Consider the following 23,160-nt stretch of genomic DNA (forward strand, 5'->3'; position numbering starts at 1 on the left):
GTGCACACTAACGCGTGTTAGCTTGATGGTTGTCGAGTGTAACAGCTCACATTCGTGGGCCATCAGGGCCCGGCGGCGGTGGGCCACTCGCTACCATGTGGCCACCGACCTCCAGGGAGAACTCACGAGCATGCACCGGCACCGCACCCCCGCACGGCGGGCCACGAGCGCCGACGTGGCACGGCTGGCCGGGGTCTCCCGCACCACCGTGAGCTTCGTGCTCAACGACACCCCCTCGCAGTCCATCTCCGCGGGCACCCGACGCCGCGTGCTCGACGCCGCCCGGGAGCTCTCCTACGCGCCCTCGGCGGAGGCGCGGGCGCTCGGTCGGGGCCGCTCCACCTCCGTGCTGCTATACCTCCCGCCGGCGGGGTCCCTCACCGAGGACATCGGGGTGATCGTGGAGCGGCTCTCGGTGCTGTTCTCCGAGGTGGGGCTGTCCATGGTGATCCATGCGTGGACCCGCCGCCCCGCCGCCCAGGTCTGGTCCTCCGTGACGCCGGCCGCCGTGCTCGCGTGGGACCTCGCGGAGGACGACGCCGAGCGCATGCGTCGAAGTGGCGTGCGCGGCGTCGTCTCCTGGACCGGTTCGGACGACATGGGGCGGTGGATCACGGGTCTCCGTGAGCGGGACATCGCCAGGGTGCAGGTGCAGCGGCTCGTGGCCGCGGGCCATACGCACCTGGGCTATGCGGTCACGGGCGGGGAGCACATGCACGGCGTCTCCCAGTGGCGCTTCGAGGTGCTGCAGCGCGAGTGCGCGGCCCGTGGCCTGCCTCGCCCGAGCGTTCTTCCCCTTCCTGTGGATCCCCGCGGGGCGGCCGATGTGCTGCTGCAGTGGCGCGAACGGCACCCGGGGGCGTCCGGGGTGTGCGCCCACGACACCACCGCCGCGCTCGCCGTGCTCTGCGGGATGCGGCGGCTCGGCTGGAAAGCGCCCGCGGACCTCGCGATCGTGGGGGTCAACGACTCCCCGGCGGCGGCGCTGGCCGACCCTCCGCTGACCATGGTGGCGCTGGACCCGGAGGTCACGGCCCGGCACATCGTGGCCGTGATCAACGCCCTGGTGCGGGACGAGCCCGCACCCTCGCCCCCGGACACGGCGGGGGCCTTCACGGTGGACCGCGACTCCGTCTGAGCGGGCACGGGTGGTACGGCGCACTCCGCACGCACGGTTCACAGCCCGGTGAACGCGAGGGAGCACAGGCACCTCGGATCCGGGGCCAACGGCAGAACCGTCAGCCCCCGGCGCAGCACGAGGCACGCTTCCGGACCGTCAGGTGACTGCGTTCCGGCGGTGGGCCGGGCCGGCGGTGGGCCGGACGGCGCCGTTTCGGTGCCGGCAGGTGGCACGTCCGGGGGAGCGTCGTGTGGCGGGTCAGACGGTGCCGCCCGCGGAGCGGCGTCGTCCCGCAGCACGTGGGACAGCAGGCGACCCGCGATCTCCCCGGTGGCCACCGTGCGCGTCAGCACGGCCACTGCCCCGTCCTGACGCGGAAGCAGAGGCTCGCCGGACGTGGATGGGGACCCACGGAACGCGCGTCGCGCTTCACGGACCGCACTCGCCACACAGGCTCGGCACGGGCGATGCGCCCAGTCGGTGAGGGGCCAGACCACCACGGACCCGCCGTCGCGGACCACGCTCAGGGTGGGCAGCGCCGGGTCCAGGTCCGGGGAGGGAGCCGTGGCGAGGTCCGCCACGAGATCACCGGGCACGGACCACGTGTGGAGCACCACGGCGGTGGGCACTGCCGCCGACGGGAAGAGCTCGGGTGCGCTGAGCGGGGCGCAGCGCGGGGATCTGCGCCGCAGCAGGGTCCTCAGCGCCAGTTCACGCGGCTGGCCCTGGAACTCCGCGGGATACGGGCCGTGGCGGACGTCCGCGGTCTCGACGGGTGCAGGATCCCGGACGTTGAGCAGGCAGACCCCGGCCTCCGCGAGCGCGAGGCACACGGCGGCGGTGAGGGGGTCGAGCCCGAGCGCGAGAACGCGCAGCTCGTCGAGCGCCGGGGGAGCGCAGGGTTCCTCGGGGGTGGTTGGGCAACGGTGGGTCATGGCAACAGGGTTGCCGAAGCGGGATGCTCCCGGGGCCGGCGCGGGGCAATCCACAGGACGGGTGCTACGGGCACCGTGCTCCCCTTCTGCGTCCCGGTTCGTGCCCCGCCCGGGCGGGGTGGTGAACTGGGGGCATGCCCCCACCACGAGCCAGAATCGTCGAACCACCGGAGGAGATGCCGGAGATCGTCGTCAAGCGCAGTGCCCGCCGCACCAAGACCGTCAACGCCCACTTCAGCGGGGACGCCGTGGTGCTCTCGGTGCCGCAACGGGCTACCCGTGCCCAGATCGCGCATTGGAGTGCAACTCTCGTTCCCAGGGTCGTGGCCAAGCGGCGCGCGGCGGAGGCGGCCTCGCGCACGCGGCACTCCGACACGGCGCTGGAGGAGATGGCGCAGCGGCTGTCCCGGACCTACCTGGAGGGTCGTGCCCGGCCCACGAGCATCACGTGGTCCGCCCGCCAGCACACACGGTGGGGCTCGGCGACCCCCGCCACGGGTGCCATTCGGATCTCACGGCGACTCGCGGACGCGCCCGAGTGGGTTCTGGAGACCGTGGTGCTGCACGAGCTCGTGCACCTGCTCGAAGCTCACCACAACGAGCGGTTCTGGGAGATGGCACGGCGCCACCCCAGGGCGCACGACGCCGCCCAGTTCCTGGACGGCGTCGCGTGGGCGGAGTGGAACCCCGCGCAGGTCACGGGCCGGGAGTGAGGCACCCGAGGGGCCAGCCCGGCGAGCCGGGTCGGCGAGGGGCCGGTACGAGGTCCGTACGAGTCTCGGTGCGAGTGGCCCCGGGCCGTTCGCACGGGCCCGGCCGTAAACCCTGAAGTCCGTACGACGGGCCTACTACACAGAGGCCCAGCCGCCCACGATCAGTCCTCGTCCCGCGTGGTGTCGGGATCGTCCTGGTCGTCGTCGCCGGCAGTGCCCGTGCTCTCACCCGGCTCGCGTCCAGGCGACGTCTCCCCGGACGCACCCTGCTTCGTGTCCGCGGAGGCCTGGCCGGTGGAACTCGCGCCCCCCGGGGCCTGCCGACCGTCCTCGTACCCGCCGGCCAGCAGCTTCTCCAGGGCGGCGTCCATCTCCTCGTCGCTGGCCGTGAGCAGCCCGCGGCGCTCCTCGAAGCCCTGGGGATCGTCGAGGTCCTCGTTGGTGGGCAGCAGCTCGGGGGACTCCCAGAGGCTGTCGCGCTCGGTGATCCCGCGCTGTTCCTCCACGTAGCCCCAGAAGGTCGCGGCCTCACGCAATCGGCGGGGGCGCAGTTCGAGACCCACGAGGGAACCGAAGGTGCGCTCGGCGGGCCCGCCCTCGGCGCGGCGGCGGGCCATCATCTCGGTGAGGGCGGCGGCGGAGGGGATGTTGGCGGTGGAGGCCACGGTGACGCGGTTGACCCAACCCTCCACGAGCGCGAGGACCGTCTCGAGCTTGGCGAGTGTGGCCTCCTGGCGCGGGGTCATCTCGGGGCTGAACACGCCGGAGGCCAGCGCGTCCTGGATGCCCGAGGGGTCGGAGGGGTCGAGTTCCTGGGCGATGGACTCGATCCGGTCCATGTCGATGTGGATCTCGGACGCGAACGCCGTGATCAGGTCCAGCACGTACTGCCGCAACCACGGCACACCGTGGAACAAACGCGTGTGGGCGGCCTCGCGGATGGCCAGGTACAGCATCACGTCCGAGGCCGGCAGGTCCAGCCCCTCGCTGAACTCGGCCACGTTGGACGGCACGAGCGCGCAGCGGTCCTTGGCCAGGGGGATGCCCACGTCCGTGGAGGACAGCACCTCGCACGAGAGCGCACCCACGGCCTGTCCCAGCTGCATCCCGAACATCATGGAGCCCGCGCCGGAGAGCATCCCGGACAGATCCGCCCCGCCCATGGCCTGGGAGAGCTCGGGGGGCAACTGCTGGGTGAGGGCGTCGGACATGGCCTTGGACACGGAGGTGGCCACCGGGGTGGTCATCTCCTTCCAGGTCTCCCACGTGGCCTCGATCCACTCGGCGCGCGCCCACGCGGACGGCAGCACGGGGGCTTCGCCGAACGCGGTGTTGTCCGTGAGCCACAGGTCCGCGAGCTTCATGGCGTCGTTCACGGCGCCCTTCTGCTTCGCCGAAACGGACGCGTCGCCCTTCTGCGCGGCCACCTGACGGGCGTGCTGGTTGGCGAGCTCCCAGTTGATGGGCTCCCCCGAGGAGGTCGAACTCATCATGGACTGGATCTGCTGGAACATCATGGACATGGCCTGCGGGTCCATGGGCATACCGGCCGGCATGTCACCGGGCTTCATGTTCCCGGAGCCCAGCAGACGCTCGAACATCTCCTGGAACGGGTCCTTGGGGTTCTCGCCGTTCTCGTCGTACGGAGGGTTCGAAGGCATGGGACCGCCAATCGTCGTGGAGGATCTAGGACTGCTCAAACCCTAGCCGTCCGCCCCGGGCCCGAACCACCGCGTGCGCCCCCAGTTCGCTGATGGCTCAGGTACCCTCCGGGCGCCCGTTCACCGGGAGCGGGCGACGCCGCCGTCCCCGGCCGTGCGGCGTCTTCGAACCTTCCACGAGGGCGTGCGACGTACGCCCCAGACGGTGCGCGGGACCTTCCCAGGGTGGGCCGAGTACGCTGGGACGGTCCTGGAGGCCGTGGAGAGGAAGCGACGTGACGGGTGAGCAGAAGGGGGCGCGGCGCGGATTCCTCCGCCGCCGGTCGTTGCCGTCGGTCGCGCTCGCGGGGACCACGGTGCTGCTGCTCGCGGGCGTGGTGCTGCCCGCGCCGTACGTCGTGGAATCCGCCGGACCCACGTTCAACACCGTGGGCAGTCACGACGACAAGCAGCTCGTCAAGATCACGGGCGCCCCGACCTTCCCGAGCGACGGCCGGTTGGACCTGACCACCGTGTACGTCACGGGCGGACCCTCCGGGCGGCTCAACTCCATCAACGCGCTGCTGGGCTGGTTGGATCCCTCCGATGCCGTGATCCCGGAGGACACCCTTTACCCGCCGGACACCACGGGCCAGCAGGTGGACGAGTCCAACGCCGCGGCCATGGTCACCTCCCAGGAGGACTCCGTGGCGGCCGCGCTGAACCACCTGGGCAAGCCGTTCACGACCACCCTGACCGTGCACGCCGTGATCCCCGGCGGCGCCGCGGGCGGTGTCCTGCGGGCCGGGGACCGGATCCTCTCCGTGAACGGCACGCAGGTCACCTCGCTCGAGCTGTTGCGCGAGCAACTCGACGCCGCGGGGGAGCGGGGAGCGGACGTCGTCGTGCGCCGGGACGGCAGGACGGTCACCGAACACGTGAAGCTGACCCGGGACGAGGACTCGCAGCGGTGGCAGCTCGGCGTGTACCTCGTACCGAAATACGAGTTCCCCGTGGACGTGGACTTCCAACTGGACCAGGTGGGTGGACCCAGCGCCGGGATGATGTTCGCGCTGGGGATCATCGAGGAACTGACCCCCGGATCGATGGCGGGCGACGAACACATCGCGGGTACCGGAACGATCTCGGCGGACGGGAAGGTCGGTCCCATCGGCGGGATCCGACAGAAATTGCAGGGCGCAGCGGAGTCCGGTGCCACGTACTTCCTGGCCCCCTCGGACAATTGCGGTGAGGTGGCCGGGCACGTCCCGGATGGTCTCACGGTGATCGAGGTGAAGACACTGGGAGATGCTGTGGAAGGGGTCGAAAAAGCGGCGTCCGGATCGGTCGTGGAGCTGCCTTCCTGCGGCACCCGGTGACATCCCGAGGTGGTGAAATTGCATGCCGCGACGGGGGCCAGCACAATAGGGTGGACACTGATCATTGACAGATCATCATCCGTGCCCAGGGAATTCAGAGGTATTCAGTGACCGCCGGATCCACATCCCCACGTCCATCCAGCGGGTCCGCAGCGGGCCGCAAGAAACACGGGGCCCTGTTGCCCACAGTGATCGCGGTGGTGGTCCTCATCGCCCTGTTCGTGGGGTTCACCCAGGTCTACACGAACATCCTCTGGTTCGAGCAGCTCGGCTACCTGCGGGTGTTCGTCACCCGTAACCTCGCGATGATCGGTCTGTTCATCATCTCCGCCGTGATCGTGGCCACGCTCATGTTCCTGAGCCTGTGGCTCGCGTACCGCAACCGCCCCCGGGACACCGGCCAGGTCAGCGACAACATGCAGAAGTACCAGCAGGCGCTGGACCCCGTGCGCAAGATCGTCATGGTGGCCGTCCCGGTGATCTTCGGGCTGTTCGCCGCCTCCACGATCACGTCCCAGTGGCAGACCGTGCTGCTGTTCCTCAACCAGGAACCCTTCGGGCAGACCGACCCCCAGTTCGACCTGGACCTGGGCTTCTACGTGTTCACCCTCCCGTTCCTGCGGCTGCTGATCGGCTTCCTGGTCACCGCCCTGCTGCTCGCCGGTGTGGCCGGGCTGCTCATGCACTACGTCTACGGCGGGATCCGCATCCATGAACGCGGGATCGCCACGACCCGTTCCGCCCGCGTGCACCTGGGCTCCATCGTGGCCGCGTTCCTCGCGCTGCAGGCCGTGAACTTCTGGCTGGACCGCTACGCGACCCTGACCTCCAACTCGGGCAAGTGGACAGGTGCGCTGTACACCGACGTCAACGCCGTGATCCCCACCAAGGGCATCCTGGCGATCGCCGCCGTCCTGGTGGCCATCCTGTTCGTGGTGGCCGGGTTCATCGGCCGTTGGAAGCTGCCCCTGATCGGTGCCGCGATGCTCGTGGTCGTGGCCGTGGTGGCCGGTGGGCTCTACCCGTGGGCCATCCAGCGCTTCCAGGTGACCCCCACGGAGCAGGCGCTCGAGAACGAGTACATCCAGCGCAACATCACCATGACCCGGCAGGCCTACGGTCTGGACAACACCGAGGTCACCCCGTACGACGCCACGACCCAGACCGAACAGGGTGCACTGCGCCAGGACACGGAGACCACCTCCAACATCCGTCTGCTGGACCCCAACGTGGTCTCCTCCGCGTTCGCCCAGCTGCAGCAGTTCCGGCCGTACTACCAGTTCTCCGACATGCTCAACGTGGACCGCTACACGATCGACGGCCAGACCCAGGACACGGTCATCGCGACCCGTGAACTGAACCCGGACCAGATCCAGGGCTGGTACAACCAGTCGGTGGTCTACACCCACGGCTACGGCGTGGTGGCCGCGTACGGCTCCCGCGTGCAGTCGGACGGCAAGCCCCAATTCATGCAGGCCGGGATCCCGTCCCGCGGTGAGATCTCCAACGACTACGAGCCGCGGATCTACTTCGGGGAGAACTCGCCCGAGTACTCGATCGTGGGTGGCTCCCCGGAGGACCCGCCGCTTGAGCTGGACCGCCCCCAGACCAATGACGGGGACGCCCAGGACGCCAAGACCACGTTCGCCGGCAACGGCGGCCCCACCGTGGGCAACTGGTTCAACAAGCTGTCCTACTCCATCAAGTTCCAGTCCACGGACATGCTGCTCTCGGACGCGGTGCGCCCGGAGTCCCAGATCCTCTACGACCGCAACCCGCGTGAGCGGGTGGAGAAGGTGGCCCCCTACCTCACGGTGGACGGCAACCCGTACCCGGCGATCGTGGACAACAAGGTCGTGTGGATCGTGGACGCCTACACCACGGCGGCGTCCTACCCGTACTCCACGCCGTCCGTGCTCCAGGACGCCACCCAGGACACCCAGACCGCGCAGGGCACCGCCGCTGCGTTGCCGCCCGAGCGTGTGAACTACATCCGTAACTCGGTCAAGGCCACGGTCAACGCCTACGACGGTTCCGTGGATCTCTACGCGTGGGACGACCAGGACCCCGTCCTGAAGTCGTGGCAGAAGGTCTTCCCGAACACGCTCAAGCCGTACTCGGAGATGTCCGCGGACCTCATGGCCCACGTGCGCTACCCCGAAGACATGTTCAAGGTCCAGCGTGAGCTGCTCAACCGCTACCACGTCACGGACGCGAACAGCTTCTACGCGAGCGACGACGTGTGGTCCGTGCCCAACGACCCCACCCAGCAGAACCAGGACGTCCCGCAGCCGCCGTACTACCTCTCCATGCGCATGCCGGGTGAGGACAAGGCGAACTTCTCGCTCACCTCGTCCTTCATCCCGCAGCAGAACGAGTCCGGCAACACCCGTAACGTGATGTACGGGTACCTCTCCGCCAACGCGGACGCCGGGACCGGTGAGGACGGCGTCAAGAGCGAGGACTACGGCAAACTGAGGCTGCTCGAACTGCCGCGCTCCTCGGTGGTGCCCGGTCCGGGCCAGGCGCAGAACCTGTTCAACTCGGACACGGATGTGTCCCAGGAGCTGAACCTGCTGCGTCAGGGTGCGTCCGAGGTCATCAACGGCAACCTGCTGACACTGCCCGCGGGCGGGGGCATGCTCTACGTCCAGCCCGTGTACGTGCAGTCCTCCGGCGATGCCGCCTACCCCACCCTGCGCCGCGTCCTCGTGGGCTTCGGTGAGAAGGTCGGATTCGCCCCCACGCTCGACGGCGCTCTGGATGAGGTTTTCAGCGGTAACTCCGGTGCCACCACGGACACCGGGGCCGGCGTGAACGACCAGGCCGCGGAGGCCGCCCAGGGCGGCGACGGGCGCACCGGCGCGGTGGACGACGGCGCGTCGGCCAGCCCCTCGCCACAGCCCTCCGGGACCCCGTCGCCGCGCTCCACGTCCCTGCAGCAGGCTCTGGACAACGCCAACCAGGCCATGCAGGAAGCGGATCGGGCACGCCGGGACGGTGACTGGACGCAGTACGGCGAGGCCCAGGACCGGCTGAAGCAGGCCATCGACGAGGCCATGCGTCAGGACGGTGCCACCCCGTAATCCAGGGGAGACGCCCGAAGGGCGGTGATCGGGTTCTCCCGGTCACCGCCCTTCGCCATCACCGTCCCCCCCTTGCCGCCGCCCCTGTCCTCACCGCCCCTCGCCATCGGGGCGCTGTCCCGTGCGGATCCGCGCCGGGGGATACCCGATTTGCACGATCTGTTCACCCTCCGTATAGTTGAGGACGTCGCCGCGGGGTGGAGCAGTTCGGTAGCTCGCTGGGCTCATAACCCAGAGGTCGCAAGTTCAAATCTTGCCCCCGCAACCACGAAGAAGCCCGGTTTCCCAGGAAACCGGGCTTCTGGCATGTCCGGACACATGTCCGGGGCTACGTCGCGACAAGCAGTGGAGCAAACGCAGCAGGCGATGCCGCGTTTGCTCCCCGTCAGCTCACGCCGGGGGTGTCTGCTCAGCCGCGGGATGAGGACCTGAATGCTGCGGCCACCGCACCGGCAGTCCCGGAAGTGACTCAGACTTCCTCGGAGGACACAATCTTCTCGCCGTTCGTGGTGGCGTTGCCGGCCTTGAGAGCCGCGAGCCGCGCCTCGATCTCGGTCTGCTGACCCATGTTCTCGAGCGCCTCGAACTGGCGGTCCAGGGAGGAATCGGCGAGCTCCTGCTGACCCGCCACGCGAGCCTCCTCGCGGCGGATCTTGTCCTCGAACCGGGAGACCTCGCTCGTGGGGTCCATGACGTCGAACGCCTTGAGGGAGTCCTGCACCTGGGCCTGGGCCTGAACGGTCTTCTGGCGGGCGGCCAGCTCGTCACGCTTGGCGGAGAGCTCCTGCAGCTTGCCGCGCATGGTGTTGAGCCCGTCCTTGAGCTTCTCCACGACCTCGGTCTGGGACGCGATCTGCGGTTCGGCCCCGCGGGCCTCGCTCTCGGACTGGATCTGACGCTGCAGTGCGACCTTGGCCAGGTTGTCGAACTTCTGGGCCTCGCTCTCCTTACCGGACGAACGGAACTCCTCCGCCTTGTTGGACGCGGCCAGTGCCTTGTTGCCCCACTGGGCGGCCTCCTGGACGTCCTCGGCGTGGTCCTTCTCGAGCAAGCGCAGGTTACCGATGGTCTGGGCCACGGCGGACTCCGCCTCGCGGATGTTCTCGGTGTAGTCGCGGACCATCTGGTCCAGCATCTTCTGGGGGTCCTCCGCGGAATCGATCATCGCGTTGATGTTCGCCTTGGCCAGCTGAGCGATCCGCCCGAAAATGGACTGTTTGGACATGGTGTTCTCCTCTTCTCGTATCTCGGACAAAGCTGAAATCTGTCACGGGGCGGCGGGTGCGCCGCTCACCCGGAGGGGGTCAGAAGTTCCCGCCCACACCGCCGTCGAAGCCACCGAAGCCGCCACCGAAATCGCCGCCCCCGCCGCCGAAACCGCCGCCGAAGTCACCGCCTCCGCCGCCGTAGTGGCCCCCGCCGATGCCGCCGTTGAGGATCCCGCCCAGCAGGATCCCGCCGAGCATGGCACCGCCCAGCCCGTTGCTGCGCCGGCCGTAACCCATGCCGCCGTAGCCCATGGGGGAGTTGTAGAACTCGTCCACGTCCGTCTGCGCAGAGCGCTGGGCGGAGTCCGCGAGGCGGATGGACTGGTTGGCCTCGTTGAGGGCGCGCTCGGGATCGGAGTTCTGCAGTTGCTGCGCGATCTCCAGGTGGCGTTCGGCCTCCGCGAGTTCCGTGCGTGCTCGGGCGCCCACGCCGCCGCGGCGCGCCCACACGTAGTCGGACGCGGTGGTCAGGCTCGCCTGCGCGCTCACGAGTGCGTGGGACAGGGTCTCGCGCGCGGAGCGGGCGCGGTCGTTCGCGCTGCGGACGTCGTCCAGGCCCTTGTCGAGCTCGGCCTTGGCCTGCGCGAGCCGGCGGGCGGAGCCCATGGGGTCGTAGCGCCCGGAACGCATGTTCTGGATCACGGTCTGCAGCACGGAGCGCACCCCGGCGGCGGCCCCCGCGAGTTCGGGGCGGGAACCCTGCTGGACCAGTCCCTCGGCCTCGGCGACGTCCCGCTGGGCGATGCTCACGGCATCCTTGAGGGACTCCTCGGCCTTGGCCAGTTCCCGGCGGGCGTTCTCCACCGAGGTGATCAGACCCTCGGCCTGGCCCTGGGCCTCCTCGGCGGCGCGGATGTTGAGTACGGCCTGCGAGACCTGCCCCGCGTCCAGGTCCTGCTGGGCCTGGGCGATCGCGGAGTCGGCGAACTCGAGGCGTTCGCGCGCCTGCTCGCCGTTGTCGCGCACGGGGGCCAGAGCGGCGTCGTCGTACGTGGCGTGCAGCGAGACGAGCAGGGACTCGGCGTCCTGCAGGCGCGGCCGGACACCGGCCACGGCGTGGCGCACGTCCTCGAGCGCCTCGGGGGCGCGGGTCTCGAGCTGGCGCAACTGCGAGAAGTTCTGTTCCTGTTCCGCGAGGGAACCGCGTGCCTGGTTGGAGCGCTCGATGATCTCGCCGAGCCACGCGCGCTGGTCCGCCTCGGTGTCCGGGATGTGGTCCTCGAGCTTCTGCTGCAGCTCGAAGGACGCGCGCATGTGCTCCTTGGCCCGCGCGAGCGCGTGCTCGAACGGCTGGGTCTGCTCGCGGCCGTACTGCAGCTGCGCGAAGGTGAGTTCCTGCTCGGAGTGCTGGATCGCGTTGTCCGCCTCCACGAGCGCCGAACCCGCGCGCTTGTGCAGCTCGGGCAGGGGCACGAGCGGTCGCTGCGGCGCGCTGCTGCCGTTGTGCGGTTCCGGGGCCTGGGGTGCATTCGCACGACGACGCCGCCCGCGCATGAGCGACGCGACGCCCACGCCCGCGGCCGCGAGCCCGCCGAGCACCACGACCCCGCCGACCACACCGCCGGCCCCGTTCAGGCTCACCCCGCCGAGTTTCGAGTCGATCCCCTCCACGGCACCCTGGGCGGCGGCGTCCCAGTTGCCGTTGCGCAGGGCGGGGACGATGTTCTCGTTGTAGATCTCCTGGGTGTCGGAACGGGACAGGGGACCCGCCGAATTGGCCACGAACCGCGCCTGGCGGGTCTCGGTGGCCACGGCGAGCACGGCGTCATTGGTCCCGAAACCGTTGTTCCGGGCGAAGTCCTGGACCCACTGACCGGGATCGGTGGGGTTCGTGAACCGGTCCACGTACACCACGTAGAGCGTGATGTTGTGTTCGCTGGCGACCTTGTTGATCCCGTCCTGCAACTGCGACGTGTTGCCCAGGACGTTCGCCGAATCCACGATCCGCGTGCCCGGGTCCACCTGCTGAGGCGGCTCGGCCAGGGCGGCGGGTGCCGCGAACAAGCACACTCCCGAGAGTACGGTCGCGGAAACAGCGCGGCGCCAAACGGTGTGTGAACTCATGACCCTCGTTCCAATCGATCTCAGCCCGGAGGACGCCCGCCCGGGGGTCTCCCCGGGACGCGATGGTCGTCCGAGTCACAGACTACGCTGAACGGACAACGCGGTCACGAAATCAGCGAGCGTCCCGGAGATCGCCAGACAACGTGCAGGAATCGGCCAGTTCTCACAGCCGCGGCTCAGTACGCCCGGGCATACTGGGTCACCGGAAGCCGCCGGGCCGGTCCCGGCATCCGCGTCCAGACACACGATCCCTCGACGTCCTGTCACAGTCCTGAAGGAGACAACATGGCCGATTCCCATGACCCCCGTGCGGGCGGCGATCCCCAGCGTCCCGTGCCCCGGTACGGCCAGTACGGCTCCGGGACGGAGGGCGCTGGCCAGGGTTCGCTGTGGCACGCGCAGGACACCCAGCCCATCCCGCCCGCGGGCGAACACCCCGGCGCCACCGGGGGTTACCGGTACGGCACCTATTCCGGTGGTCCGGACGGCTACGCCGCGGCGTCGCAACCGGCCGGGGGTGCCGCGACCGCCACGACGCCCAAGCGGAAGTTCTCGGCGGGTGCGCTGGTCACCGGCATGGTGCTCGCGGGGCTGATCGGTGCGGGGACCGCGGTGGGGACCGGCGCCCTCGCCGAGAACAACGGCGTGTCCGCGGCGGGCAACAGCTCCCCGGTGATCGTGAACAACACGGAGTCGGTCAACCAGATCACGGGGGCCACCCACAAGGCCTCCCCGTCCGTGGTGACCATCTCCGCGTCCGCCGGGGGCCGGGCGGGCACGGGCTCCGGTGTGATCCTGGACGATCAGGGGCACATCCTCACCAACACCCACGTGGTCACGCTGGACGGCGCGAGCTCGGACGCCAACCTGGAGGTCCAGACCTCGGACGGGTCCGTGCGCAAGGCCAGCCTCGTGGGCACGGACCCCGAATCGGACCTCGCGGTGATCAAGGTGGACCCGAGCGGTCTCACGCCCGCGGAGTTCGGTGACTCGAGCAAGCTCAACGTGGGGGACACCGCGATCGCGATCGGCTCACCGCTCGGGCTGAGCGGAACCGTCACGGACGGCATCGTCTCCACACTCAACCGCACGATCGCCGTCGCGTCCTCGGCAGCACCGGAGACCCCGAGCGAATCCAGCCCGAGCCCGCGGGGTCCGCAGGACTTCTTCTTCAACTTCCCCGACAACGGGCAGTCCGGTTCGCGCAACGCGCAGTCCAGCGTGTACCTCAACGTGATCCAGACGGACGCAGCGATCAACCCCGGCAACTCCGGCGGTGCCTTGGTGAACGCGAACGGTCAGGTGATCGGGATCAACGTGGCGATCGCGTCCGCGGCGGGTTCGTCGTCGAACGGTTCGAGCACGGCCGGCAACATCGGCGTGGGGTTCTCGATCCCGTCCAACACCGCCAAGCGGGTCGCGGACGAGATCATCCAGCACGGCAAGGCCACGCACGGTTACCTGGGCGCCTCGGTCTCCGCGTACACACCGTCGGGCAGCAACACCGAGCAGTTCTCCGCGGGCGCCCTCGTGCGCAGCGTGCAGGACGGTTCCCCGGCCGCGGACGCCGGGTTGCGCGCGAACGACGTGATCACGCAGTTCAACGGCAAGCGCATCACGGACGCGGACGCCCTCACCGCCGGCGTGCGGGAACTCGCGGCCGGGACGGAGGCGGAGGTCACCTACCGGCGCGGCGGGGACGAGCACACGGCCAAGGTCACCGTGGGCAACGCCGCCGAGCAATCGGGCAAGTAGGCGCCCGCGGCTCCGGCCGCACCGATGGAGTTCGCGACGGCGCTCGCAGGGTGTGCATACGCACGGCACCCGGCGAGCGCCGTCGTCGTGGCGGGATCACACGCCGTCGGGGAAGCCCAACTGCCGCCAGGCCTCGTAGAGCGCGATGGACGCGGAGTTGGCGAGGTTGAGTGAGCGGCGCCCGGGCAGCATGGGAATCCGGACGTGCTCGGTGACGTGCTCGTCCTCGAGGACGTCGGCGGGCAGCCCCGTGGACTCGCGACCGAAGAGCAGGACGTCCCCGTCCTGGTAGGTCACGTCCGTGTGGCGGGTGCTCGAGTGGGACGTGAACGCGAGGACCCGGGCGTCCCCGAGTGCGTCCCACAGTGCTTCCACGCTGGGGTGCACGTCCATGACCGCGAGATCGTGATAGTCCAACCCCGCCCGGCGCAGGTGGGCGTCTCCGAACGTGAAGCCCAGGGGCTCCACGAGGTGCAGGCGGGCGCCCGTACAGGCCGCGAGGCGGATAGCGTTTCCCGTGTTGCCGGGGATCTCGGGGGTGTGGAAGACGAAATGCAGCATGGCTGCGAGTGTAGGCGCGTCCGCGCGCGGCACGGCACCGGCGGGGCGTGGGGCGTTGCATCGACGCAGCCGGGGGTCTCACCGGCGGTGCACTGGGGGAGGTCGCACCGGAGGTGCGCCGGGGAGGTCGCACCGGAGGTGCGCGGCCGAGGGAGGGCCGCGGTGGGCGCGCCTAGAATTGGACCCATGCCCACACCGCGCGTCTACATGGATCACGCCGCCACGACCGACATGCTGCCCGAGGCCGTCGAGGCCTACGTGGCGCAGGCCCAACGCGGCGGCAACCCCGCGTCCCTGCACTCGGGTGGGCGCTCCGCGCGCATGGCCCTGGAGACCGGGCGGGACAGCGTGGCCGCCGCGTTGAACGCGGAACCGGTGGAGATCATCCTCACATCCGGGGGGACGGAAGCGGACAACATGGCCGTGCTCGGGCTGTTCCGGGCAGCCCGGGACGCGGATTCGCGTCGCACCGTGATCGCGCTGTCCACCGTGGAACACCACGCGGTATCCGAGGCCGCCGAGTGGCTCGCCGCGCACGAGGGCGCCGAGCTCGCGTGGCTCGAGGTCGATGCCGACGGCCGGGTGGACCCCGACGACCTGCGGGAGCTGCTCGCCCGCCGCGGCGACGAGCTGGCCCTGGTGACCGTGATGTGGGCCAACAACGAGGTCGGCACGGTGCAACCGATCGCGGAGCTCGCGGCCCTGTGCGACCGGGCGGGGGTGTCCTTCCACGTCGACGCCGTACAGGCGTTCTGCGCGGTGCCCGTGGACGCGCACTTGCCCGGGATCAGCACTCTTGCGGTGTCCGCACACAAGCTCGGCGGTCCGATGGGTGTGGGCGCGCTGTACGCCCCCCGCACGGTGACGTTGGCCGCCACGAGTTTCGGCGGGGGCCAGGAGCGCAGCGTGCGTTCCGGCACGGTCAACGCCGCGGGGGCGGCCGCGTTCGGTGCCGCAGTGCACGCCGCCCAGCGTGATACGCACGCCGAGTTCGTGCGTCGCGCACGATTGCGCGACACCCTCGTGGCGGGGATCCGCGAACGGGTCCCGCAGGCCGTGCTGCGCGGGCCCGAGCCCGGTGCACCCGAGGACGAGTGGGCGCATCCCACGCGGCTGCCGGGCAACGCGCACTTCACGTTCCCCGGGTGCGAGGGCGATTCCATGCTCTTCCTCTTCGACGCCGCGGGGGTCGCGCTGTCCACGGGCTCGGCGTGCAACGCGGGCGTCCCGCGCGCATCCCACGTGTTGCTGGCCATGGGGGTGGCCGAGGAGACCGCGCGCGGTGCCCAGCGCTTCTCCCTGGGACACTCGAGCACGCCGGACGACGTCACCGCGGTGCTGGCTGCCGTGGCGGAGGTCTACGACCGCGCCCACACCGCGGGGCTGTCCGGGCACGTCCCGGGCTTCGCGTCCTGAGCAGCGCCGTCAGGAACCGCGGAGTGGCCGGGAACGGCGGGGTCGGGGACGGCGTCGTCGGGAACTGCGGCGCCGTCGGGAATAGCCCCGGCGGCGCGCTGGTTGTTAAACCGGTTCGACCCACAATTTTCGACCCTCGACGGACCTGGAGGAATTGACGTGCGTGTTCTGGCAGCGATGAGCGGCGGTGTGGACTCGGCGGTGGCCGCGGCGCGCGCCGTGGACGCGGGGCACGACGTCACGGGCGTGCACCTGGCGCTGTCCCGCACCCCGGGCACGCTGCGCACGGGCGCGCGGGGGTGTTGCACGATCGAGGACTCCCGGGATGCGTGGCGCGCGGCCGAGAAGCTCGGGATCCCGTACTACGTGTGGGACTTCTCCGAACGGTTCCAGGCGGACGTCGTGGACGACTTCGTGGCCGAGTACGCTGCGGGGCGTACCCCCAACCCGTGCATGCGCTGCAACGAGAAGATCAAGTTCGCGGCCCTGCTCGAGAAAGCGCTCGCCCTGGGGTTCGACGCCGTGTGCACGGGCCACTACGCCAAGGTCGTGACGGATGCGGACGGGCACAAGGAACTGCACCGTGCGGCCGATTGGGCCAAGGACCAGTCCTACGTGCTGGGCGTGCTCACTGCCGAGCAGCTCGAGCACGCGGTTTTCCCCCTGGCCGAGACCCCGTCCAAGGCGCAGGTGCGCGCCGAGGCCGAGGAGCGCGGGCTGTCCGTGGCCAAGAAGCCCGATTCCCACGACATCTGCTTCATCCCGGACGGGGACACCCGCGGGTGGCTCGAGGACCACATGGAGCTCGCCCCCGGGAGGATCGTGGACACCCAGGGCACCGAACTCGGTGAGCACCGCGGCGCGCACGCCTACACGGTGGGTCAGCGCCGGGGTCTGCACATCGGCCGGCCCGCCCCGGACGGCAAGCCCCGCTTCGTCCTGGAGATCCGGCCCAAGACCAACGAGGTGGTCGTGGGGTCGGAGGCCCTGCTGTCGATCGACGTCATGGAGGGCATCCGCCCGTCGTGGGCCGGGCTCCCGCCCCGCGAGGTCGCGGCGATGGCCGAGGACGTAGACGGTCGCTCCGATGAGTTCCCCGTGACGGTCCAGGTGCGCGCCCACGGCGATCCCGCGCCGGCGCGCGCGTGGCTCACCCGGCAGGACGGGCGGCAGCGGTTGTGCGTGCGCCTCGACGAGCCCCAGCGCGGTGTGGCTCCCGGGCAGACCATGGTGCTCTACCAGGGCACCCGTGTGCTGGGCCAGGCCACCATCGACGCCGCCTTCGCCGATCGCGCGGCCGCGGCCGCGTCCTGAGCCCCACGTGGGGGCGGCATGACCGCCACACGATCGGGCGCCGGGCGCGCCACTATTACAGTGGACGCATGAGTGCAGTCACCGACCCCGCCGACCACGCGCCCGTCGACTCATCGGGAGCCGATTCACCGGGCACCGACCGTCCCGCGGACAGCGCGTTGACGCGCTTGGAAGCCATTCGCGGCACGATCGACAACATCGACGCCGCACTCGTGCACCTGCTCGCCGAACGCTTCAAGGCGACCCAACAGGTGGGCAAGCTCAAGGCGGAGAACGACCTCCCGCCCTCGGACCCCGAACGCGAGAAGACGCAAATCCACCGGTTGCGCCGACTTGCGGAGGCCGCACACCTGGATCCCGAGTTCGCGGAGAAGTTCCTGAACTTCATCATCAGCGAGGTCATCCGCCACCACGAGGCCATTTCCGAAAACCACCAGCGCAGCACCGACGCATGAGCGAAGCAGTCACCGCGACCCTCACCCGTTCCCTGCGGGGCACGGACCTCCTCGAGACGTTCACCGTGCTGCGCGGCGAGCTGGGCGCACCGCACCTGGCCACCGTGCCGCTGCTGCCGGAGCGGGGTCCGCACGCCGAGCTCGCGGCCCGCACGTGCGCCGTGCTCGATTCCCTCTACGCGGACCGGCAGCCCCACGGGTGGCGGATCAGCGGTGTCCCCGGCGACGACTCCCGCCGTGCACGCCGGCAACTGGAGAGCGACCTCAACGTGGTCGCGGACGTCCTGGGCGCCGAATCCGGCGCGGACACCGGACCGATCGCCTTCTCGCTGCTCGGCCCGGTCTCCCTCGCGGCGACCGTCCACGTGCACAACGGGGAGAAGCTGCAGTCGGATCCCGGCGCTCGCCGTGATCTCGCGCAGTCGTGGTGCTTGGGCGTCGCAGACCTCATGGCCGTGCTGCGGCGCAACACGGACGGGCGCGGTGTCGTGCTGGTGCTCGAGGAACCCGAGCTGGAACGCGTGGTGACCGGGCGCATCCCGACCGCGAGCGGCTACCGCACCCTGCGTGCGCTGCCGCGCCAGGAACTACGCGCCACACTCTCGGACGCCGTGGCCGCGTGCCGTGCGACGGGGGCGGAGACCGTGGTCCTGGACGCGGGCGCCGTCGGGATCGACTGGACCCCGCGGGTCGGCGCGGACGCCGCCGTGCTTGGTCTGCCGGACGGGCCCACCGAGCAGTGGGAGCCCCTCGCGGCCCTGCACGAGGCGGGGGTGCGGTTGTGTTTCGACACCGTCCCTGTGACCGGGCGCACCCCCGTGTCCGAGCTCGTGCGGCGCGTGCTGGGCCCGTGGCGTGAGCTGGGCATGGATCCGGCGGCGTTGCTGGGAACCGTGCTGGCGCCGTCGGCGCGGATCAGCGAGCTCACCCCGCCGGACCTGCCGGACGCCCTGCAGCGGGTGACGCACCTGGGCGGCGCGCTCACCGAGGCGTGCAACGAGGGTTGAGCCCGGCCAGGCCGTAGAATCGAGGGCGTACACGGACGCCGATCCCGGCCGCTCCGGGTGTCAGGGACGAGCGCGAAAGCGGGCCATGAAAGCAAGAATCCTGGTGGTGGACGACGACGCCGCGTTGTCCGAAATGATCAGCATCATCCTCGCGTCCGAGGACTTCGAGCCCGTCTACTGCTACGACGGCGCCCGCGCCCGGGACGTGTTCCGCGCCTCCGAACCGGACCTCATCCTCCTGGACCTCATGCTCCCCGGCATGGACGGGATTCAGGTGTGCCAGCAGATCCGCGCCGAGTCGGACATCCCGATCGTGATGCTCACCGCCAAGTCCGACACCGCGGACGTGGTGCGCGGGCTCGAGGCCGGCGCGGACGACTACGTCCCCAAGCCCTTCAAACCCGCCGAGCTCGTGGCCCGCGTCAAGGCGCGTCTGCGCCCTATGGACCGCGGGGCCACCCAGGAGATCACGCTCGGGGACATCGTGATCGACGTGACCGGGCACAGCGTGACCCGGGCCGGGCAGGAGATTTTCCTGACCCCGCTGGAGTTCGACCTGCTCGCGACCCTGGCGCGCTCGCCGCACCAGGTCTTCAGCCGGGACGAGCTGCTGCGTGACGTGTGGGGCTACCCCCACGCCGCGGACAACCGCCTGGTCAACGTGCACGTGCAGCGGTTGCGCTCCAAGGTGGAACGCGATCCGGAGAACCCGGAGGTGGTCCTCACGGTGCGCGGGATCGGCTACAAAGCCGGGGGACACGCGCATAAATGACGTCCGCCCCGGCGCGACCCGTGGCGCACAGCCCCGCCGAGCGGCGTCGACCCAAACGCTTCCGCAGGATCCGGCTGGGTCGGCGCATGCTCATCCGCCGCTGGCGGCAGTCCCTGCAGTTTCGCGCGATCGCCGTGGCGCTCACGCTCACGTCCGTGGCGTTCCTCGCCACGGGTAGCTTTCTGTCCCACCAGATCGCGGACCGGTTGTTCACCGACCGCCTGGACCAGGTGCTCGAGGAGGCCCGCAGCGACATCCGCACCGCCCAGGCGAGCTTCGACGCCTCGGACGCCTCCGACCGCACCGAGGTCCAGGCGCTGATCAACTCCACGCTGGGCGGGCTGAGCCAGGACATGAGCACCACCGACCACCGCTGGATCCTGATCCCCCTGGACCAGGGCGCGGGGCAGTTGTTCGTGGGCGTGCAGACCGAGAGCGCGTGGATGACCTCCGCCACCGTGCCCCAACAACTGCAACGACGCGTGGCCAATGGGGACGGCACGTACTGGCAGCCGGCCTCGGTCCGCATGGCGGAGAACGAGCCGGAGAAACCGGTCATCGTGATCGGGGACGTAGTCCAGCTCAACCAGAACTCTCGCTACGGGTTGTACTTCGTCTACGATTTCTCGGACCCGCAGGCCACCCTGGACTCGATCCACGCGGTGCTGTTGCTGTCCATGGTCGCGCTGTTGCTGCTCGTGGGAACCATCGTGTGGTACGTGACCCGGGAAGTGGTGCGCCCGGTCTCGAGTACGGCGCGCGTGTCGCAGCGGTTGTCCGAGGGTGATCTGGACGTGCGCATGGAGGTCCACGGCAGCAACGAGGCCGCCCGGTTGAGCCGTTCGTTCAACCGCATGGCGGATTCCATCCAGGGGCAGATCACCCAGCTCGAACAACTCTCGTCCATGCAGCAGACCTTCGTCTCGGACGTCTCCCACGAGCTGCGCACGCCCTTGACCACTGTGAAGATGGCCGCGGAGGTGCTCTACAATGCACGCGAGGACTTCGATCCCGTCAACCGGCGCTCCGCCGAGCTGCTGCACAACCAGGTGGACCGCTTCGACTCGTTGCTCTCGGACCTGCTCGAGATTTCACGGTTCGACGCCGGCGCTGCCCGCCTGGACATGGCGTCCACGGACATCTTCACCGTCATCTACGACGTCGTGGAGGCGTGCGCGCCGCTCGTGCTCGAAAGCGGTTCGGAGCTCACGGTGCGGTCCACCCTGACCCGCTGCGTGGTGCAGATGGACCAGCGGCGGATCGACCGGATCCTGCGCAATCTCGTGACCAACGCGCTCGAGCACGGGGAGAGCAAGCCCGTGGACATCTACGTGGGCGCCAACGAGAACTGTGTGTCCGTGGCGGTGCGCGACCACGGCATCGGGATGACCGAGGAGCAGACGACCAAGGTCTTCAACCGGTTCTGGCGCGGGGATCCCGCGCGCGCTCGCACGGTGGGCGGTACGGGCCTGGGGCTCGCGATCGCCACGGAGGACACGCGGTTGCACGGGGGCGCGCTCACGGTGTGGGCCGAACCCGACAATGGCGCGTGCTTCCGGCTCACCCTGCCCCTGCTGCGGAACCAGGTGCTGGATCCAGAGCAGCCCAATCCGCTGCCCATGCCACCCGTGGAACAGCACAGCGAATCCACCGCTCGGGTCACCGACACCGGTTCGTTGCAGCTCACTGCCCCGGCCGTGCGCCCGAGCGAGGACCGGGACACGGGCCAGCTGCTCATGGACTTCCCAGACGCCGACGTGGCCGCCGGGGAGCCAGCCGCGACGACGGATGCGAACGCCTCGGCACAAGAGCGCACGGGCTCGAGCGCCTCGCGACACCGTGATCGGACGGAGGAGTCATGAATCCCGCAGACCACGATCGGACCCGTGATCGGGCGGATGCCATCCGGGCCGTCGGGGACACGCGCCGGGTGAGCGACGTCGTGTTCGGGACCACGCGGCGTCGGGCGCGGTACACGGGCCTGGCGTGCGCGATGGTTCTGGGCCTGACCCTCTCCGCGTGCGGTGCCATGCCGCGGTCCGGGCCCGTGCACAAGGTGATCGAGCCTACGGAGCAGACCCAGCAGTCCGCGATGCCCTTCAATCCCCAGGGGCCCCGGGTGGGGGCCACGGCCCAGGAGATTGTGGAGGGGTTCCTGGCCGCCGGGGTGGGCGCGCAGGACGACTACTCCGTGGCCCGCCAGTACCTCACACCGCAGCTCGCCGCGACCTGGAAGCCGGATACCCGCGTGCTCATCCACTCGGGGGAGCCCACCACGGTGCCGCGGCTCAACGACGGCGAATTCCGCACGAGCATGGAGGTCAGCGGGGAGCTCAGTGCCAGCGGCGTGCTCGCCAAGCAGCCCTCGGGCAGCACGCGCGTCCTGGATTTCGTGCTCACCTCGGTGGACGGGCAGTGGCGGATCTCCCGGGCGCCCGACGGCGTGGTGGTCCCGCAAGCGGACTTCGAGAAGATCTTTTCGCCCACCAACCTCTACTTCTACTCGGCTCAGGACAGCAAGTACCTCGTTCCGGATCCGCGGTGGTTCGCGACCCGCTCCACGACCTCCACGGCGGCGGTGCGCGCGCTCATGCGCGGGCCCGCCGCGTATCTGGGCAATGCCGTGACCAGTGCGATCCCGCAGGGTACCGCGCTGTCCCGTTCGGCCGTGCCGGTGTCCGGGGGGACCGCGGCGGTGGACCTCACGCTCGCGAGCTTCGACCCCGCGGAGGTGAACCAGGCACGCCGGATGGAACAACAGCTGCGGGCCACCCTGCGCACCATCCCGAACGTGGACGACGTCGAACTGCGGATCAACGACGCCCCGGTGGACACCTCCGGCGCCAGCGACAACGACCCGATCCAGGCCGTGACCGTCCCCAACCGGCAAATCGGGGTCTCCGACAACAAGCTCGCGTTCTACCAGGGCGGCCAGACCGAGCTGATCCCGGACCTCACGCTGCCAGAGGGCGTCACGCTCAGCAAACCGGGAATGGGCGTGGAGGCCGGGGCCTTCGGGTTTGTGGACAGCGCCGGTTCCACGGTCTACACCGTGTCCCCCGGACAGCAACCCCGGCAGCGGTGGTCCGGGTACAAGCCCACCCGGCCGAGTTTCGACAACCTGGGGTGGGTGTGGGGCGCGGACCGCTCCGGGACCGTCCGGGTCGTGCGGGCGTCGTCGGAGGGGCAGGGTGACACCGTGTCCGCCTCGTGGCTCGACGACCAGCACGTGGCGTCCCTGCGGATCTCCCGCGAGGGCAGCCGGGCGCTCGTGGTCACGACCGACGCCGCCGCGACGCGTTCCACCGTGTGGATCGCGGGCGTGGTGCGGGACGCCTCCGGCAAACCCACCGAGCTCGCCAAGGGCAATGCCGTGGCCACGGACGTGGACGTGGACACCGCCCAGTGGATCGGCCCGGACGAGTTCGTGACCAGCGCCCTGGACCAGGACACCAACGCGCAGCCCCGCCGGTACACGATCGCGGGCAAGGTGGACGAGCTGCCCGCCCTGACCGGGGTGACCTCCCTGGCCGGGGGCAACGGGCCCGCCGCGGTGTACGGCGCCTCGGACGGGCGGCTCTACATGCTCACGGGCAGTTCCTGGGCGCTGCAGAGCGAAGAGGTCACGGACACCGCGTTCGCGGGGTGAGCACTCGTTCCTGAGGGGGTGCGCCG

17 protein-coding genes and 1 tRNA gene are annotated in these 23,160 nt (G+C 70.1%); 13 read left to right on the plus strand and 5 right to left on the minus strand.

Annotated elements, in window-relative coordinates; translation table 11 throughout:
- Positions 1-97 precede the first annotated feature (97 nt).
- A complete protein-coding gene (locus RF637_RS05365; RefSeq protein ID WP_368844331.1) occupies positions 98-1,138 on the plus strand; it encodes a LacI family DNA-binding transcriptional regulator in 1,041 nt (346 codons plus the stop codon).
- Positions 1,139-1,176: 38 nt separating this feature from the next.
- Here RF637_RS05365 and RF637_RS05370 read toward each other — a convergent pair whose 3' ends face one another.
- A complete protein-coding gene (locus RF637_RS05370) occupies positions 1,177-2,055 on the minus strand; it encodes a hypothetical protein (protein ID WP_368844332.1) in 879 nt (292 codons plus the stop codon).
- Positions 2,056-2,231: 176 nt separating this feature from the next.
- Here RF637_RS05370 and RF637_RS05375 point away from each other — a divergent pair, with 176 nt between their 5' ends.
- Positions 2,232-2,768 carry a M48 family metallopeptidase gene (locus tag RF637_RS05375; protein ID WP_368844333.1) on the plus strand — a complete coding sequence of 179 codons (537 nt, stop codon included), beginning with the start codon at positions 2,232-2,234 and terminating at the stop codon, positions 2,766-2,768.
- A 161-nt stretch (positions 2,769-2,929) separates the two neighbouring features.
- Here the strand turns inward: RF637_RS05375 and RF637_RS05380 are convergent, their stop codons facing one another.
- On the minus strand, positions 2,930-4,429 hold the full coding sequence (locus RF637_RS05380; protein ID WP_144930626.1) for a zinc-dependent metalloprotease: 1,500 nt from the start codon (positions 4,427-4,429) through the stop codon (positions 2,930-2,932).
- A 275-nt stretch (positions 4,430-4,704) separates the two neighbouring features.
- Here RF637_RS05380 and RF637_RS05385 point away from each other — a divergent pair, with 275 nt between their 5' ends.
- The 3 genes from RF637_RS05385 (at position 4,705) to RF637_RS05395 (ending at position 9,141) form a co-directional block, all read left to right on the plus strand.
- Positions 4,705-5,787 carry a PDZ domain-containing protein gene (locus tag RF637_RS05385; protein WP_368844334.1) on the plus strand — a complete coding sequence of 361 codons (1,083 nt, stop codon included), beginning with the start codon at positions 4,705-4,707 and terminating at the stop codon, positions 5,785-5,787.
- Between the two features lie 107 nt (positions 5,788-5,894).
- Complete coding sequence (locus RF637_RS05390; protein WP_368844335.1) at positions 5,895-8,873, plus strand: UPF0182 family protein; 2,979 nt, start codon at positions 5,895-5,897, stop codon at positions 8,871-8,873.
- 191 nt (positions 8,874-9,064) lie between these two features.
- A tRNA-Met gene (locus tag RF637_RS05395) sits at positions 9,065-9,141 on the plus strand.
- 201 nt (positions 9,142-9,342) lie between these two features.
- On the opposite strand, the gene RF637_RS05400 is transcribed toward RF637_RS05395, so the two are convergent.
- Together RF637_RS05400 and RF637_RS05405 are read right to left on the minus strand one after the other, a co-directional pair.
- Complete coding sequence (locus RF637_RS05400) at positions 9,343-10,098, minus strand: PspA/IM30 family protein (protein ID WP_368844336.1); 756 nt, start codon at positions 10,096-10,098, stop codon at positions 9,343-9,345.
- A gap of 79 nt (positions 10,099-10,177) precedes the next feature.
- On the minus strand, positions 10,178-12,205 hold the full coding sequence (locus RF637_RS05405; RefSeq protein WP_368844337.1) for a TPM domain-containing protein: 2,028 nt from the start codon (positions 12,203-12,205) through the stop codon (positions 10,178-10,180).
- Positions 12,206-12,490: 285 nt separating this feature from the next.
- Here RF637_RS05405 and RF637_RS05410 point away from each other — a divergent pair, with 285 nt between their 5' ends.
- On the plus strand, positions 12,491-13,960 hold the full coding sequence (locus RF637_RS05410; RefSeq protein ID WP_368844338.1) for a S1C family serine protease: 1,470 nt from the start codon (positions 12,491-12,493) through the stop codon (positions 13,958-13,960).
- Positions 13,961-14,056: 96 nt separating this feature from the next.
- On the opposite strand, the gene RF637_RS05415 is transcribed toward RF637_RS05410, so the two are convergent.
- Positions 14,057-14,521 carry a tRNA (cytidine(34)-2'-O)-methyltransferase gene (locus RF637_RS05415; RefSeq protein ID WP_035965296.1) on the minus strand — a complete coding sequence of 155 codons (465 nt, stop codon included), beginning with the start codon at positions 14,519-14,521 and terminating at the stop codon, positions 14,057-14,059.
- Positions 14,522-14,707: 186 nt separating this feature from the next.
- On the opposite strand from RF637_RS05415, the gene RF637_RS05420 reads away from it, so the two are divergent.
- The 7 genes from RF637_RS05420 (at position 14,708) to RF637_RS05450 (ending at position 23,134) form a co-directional block, all read left to right on the plus strand.
- Entirely contained in the window at positions 14,708-15,937 is a 1,230-nt protein-coding gene (locus RF637_RS05420; RefSeq protein ID WP_368844339.1) for a cysteine desulfurase family protein, read from the plus strand.
- Positions 15,938-16,096: 159 nt separating this feature from the next.
- A complete protein-coding gene (mnmA, locus tag RF637_RS05425; protein WP_085107627.1) occupies positions 16,097-17,251 on the plus strand; it encodes a tRNA 2-thiouridine(34) synthase MnmA in 1,155 nt (384 codons plus the stop codon).
- A gap of 68 nt (positions 17,252-17,319) precedes the next feature.
- On the plus strand, positions 17,320-17,706 hold the full coding sequence (locus RF637_RS05430) for a chorismate mutase (protein ID WP_064845803.1): 387 nt from the start codon (positions 17,320-17,322) through the stop codon (positions 17,704-17,706).
- A complete protein-coding gene (locus RF637_RS05435) occupies positions 17,703-18,713 on the plus strand; it encodes a hypothetical protein (RefSeq protein ID WP_144997998.1) in 1,011 nt (336 codons plus the stop codon). Before RF637_RS05430 ends, RF637_RS05435 begins: the two co-directional genes overlap by 4 nt.
- 85 nt (positions 18,714-18,798) lie before the next feature.
- The gene (gene mtrA / locus RF637_RS05440; protein WP_085107621.1) at positions 18,799-19,485 is read left to right on the plus strand and encodes an MtrAB system response regulator MtrA; all 687 of its coding nucleotides are present in this window, start codon (positions 18,799-18,801) and stop codon (positions 19,483-19,485) included.
- Entirely contained in the window at positions 19,482-21,347 is a 1,866-nt protein-coding gene (gene mtrB / locus RF637_RS05445) for an MtrAB system histidine kinase MtrB (RefSeq protein ID WP_368844340.1), read from the plus strand. Before mtrA ends, mtrB begins: the two co-directional genes overlap by 4 nt.
- Positions 21,344-23,134 carry an LpqB family beta-propeller domain-containing protein gene (locus RF637_RS05450; protein ID WP_368844341.1) on the plus strand — a complete coding sequence of 597 codons (1,791 nt, stop codon included), beginning with the start codon at positions 21,344-21,346 and terminating at the stop codon, positions 23,132-23,134. The genes mtrB and RF637_RS05450 overlap by 4 nt, the downstream gene beginning before the upstream one ends.
- Positions 23,135-23,160: the final 26 nt, after the last annotated feature.

Origin of the sequence: Kocuria sp. CPCC 204721 (assembly GCF_040980945.1) — a bacterium.
Classification (GTDB): Bacteria; Actinomycetota; Actinomycetes; order Actinomycetales; family Micrococcaceae; genus Kocuria; species Kocuria marina.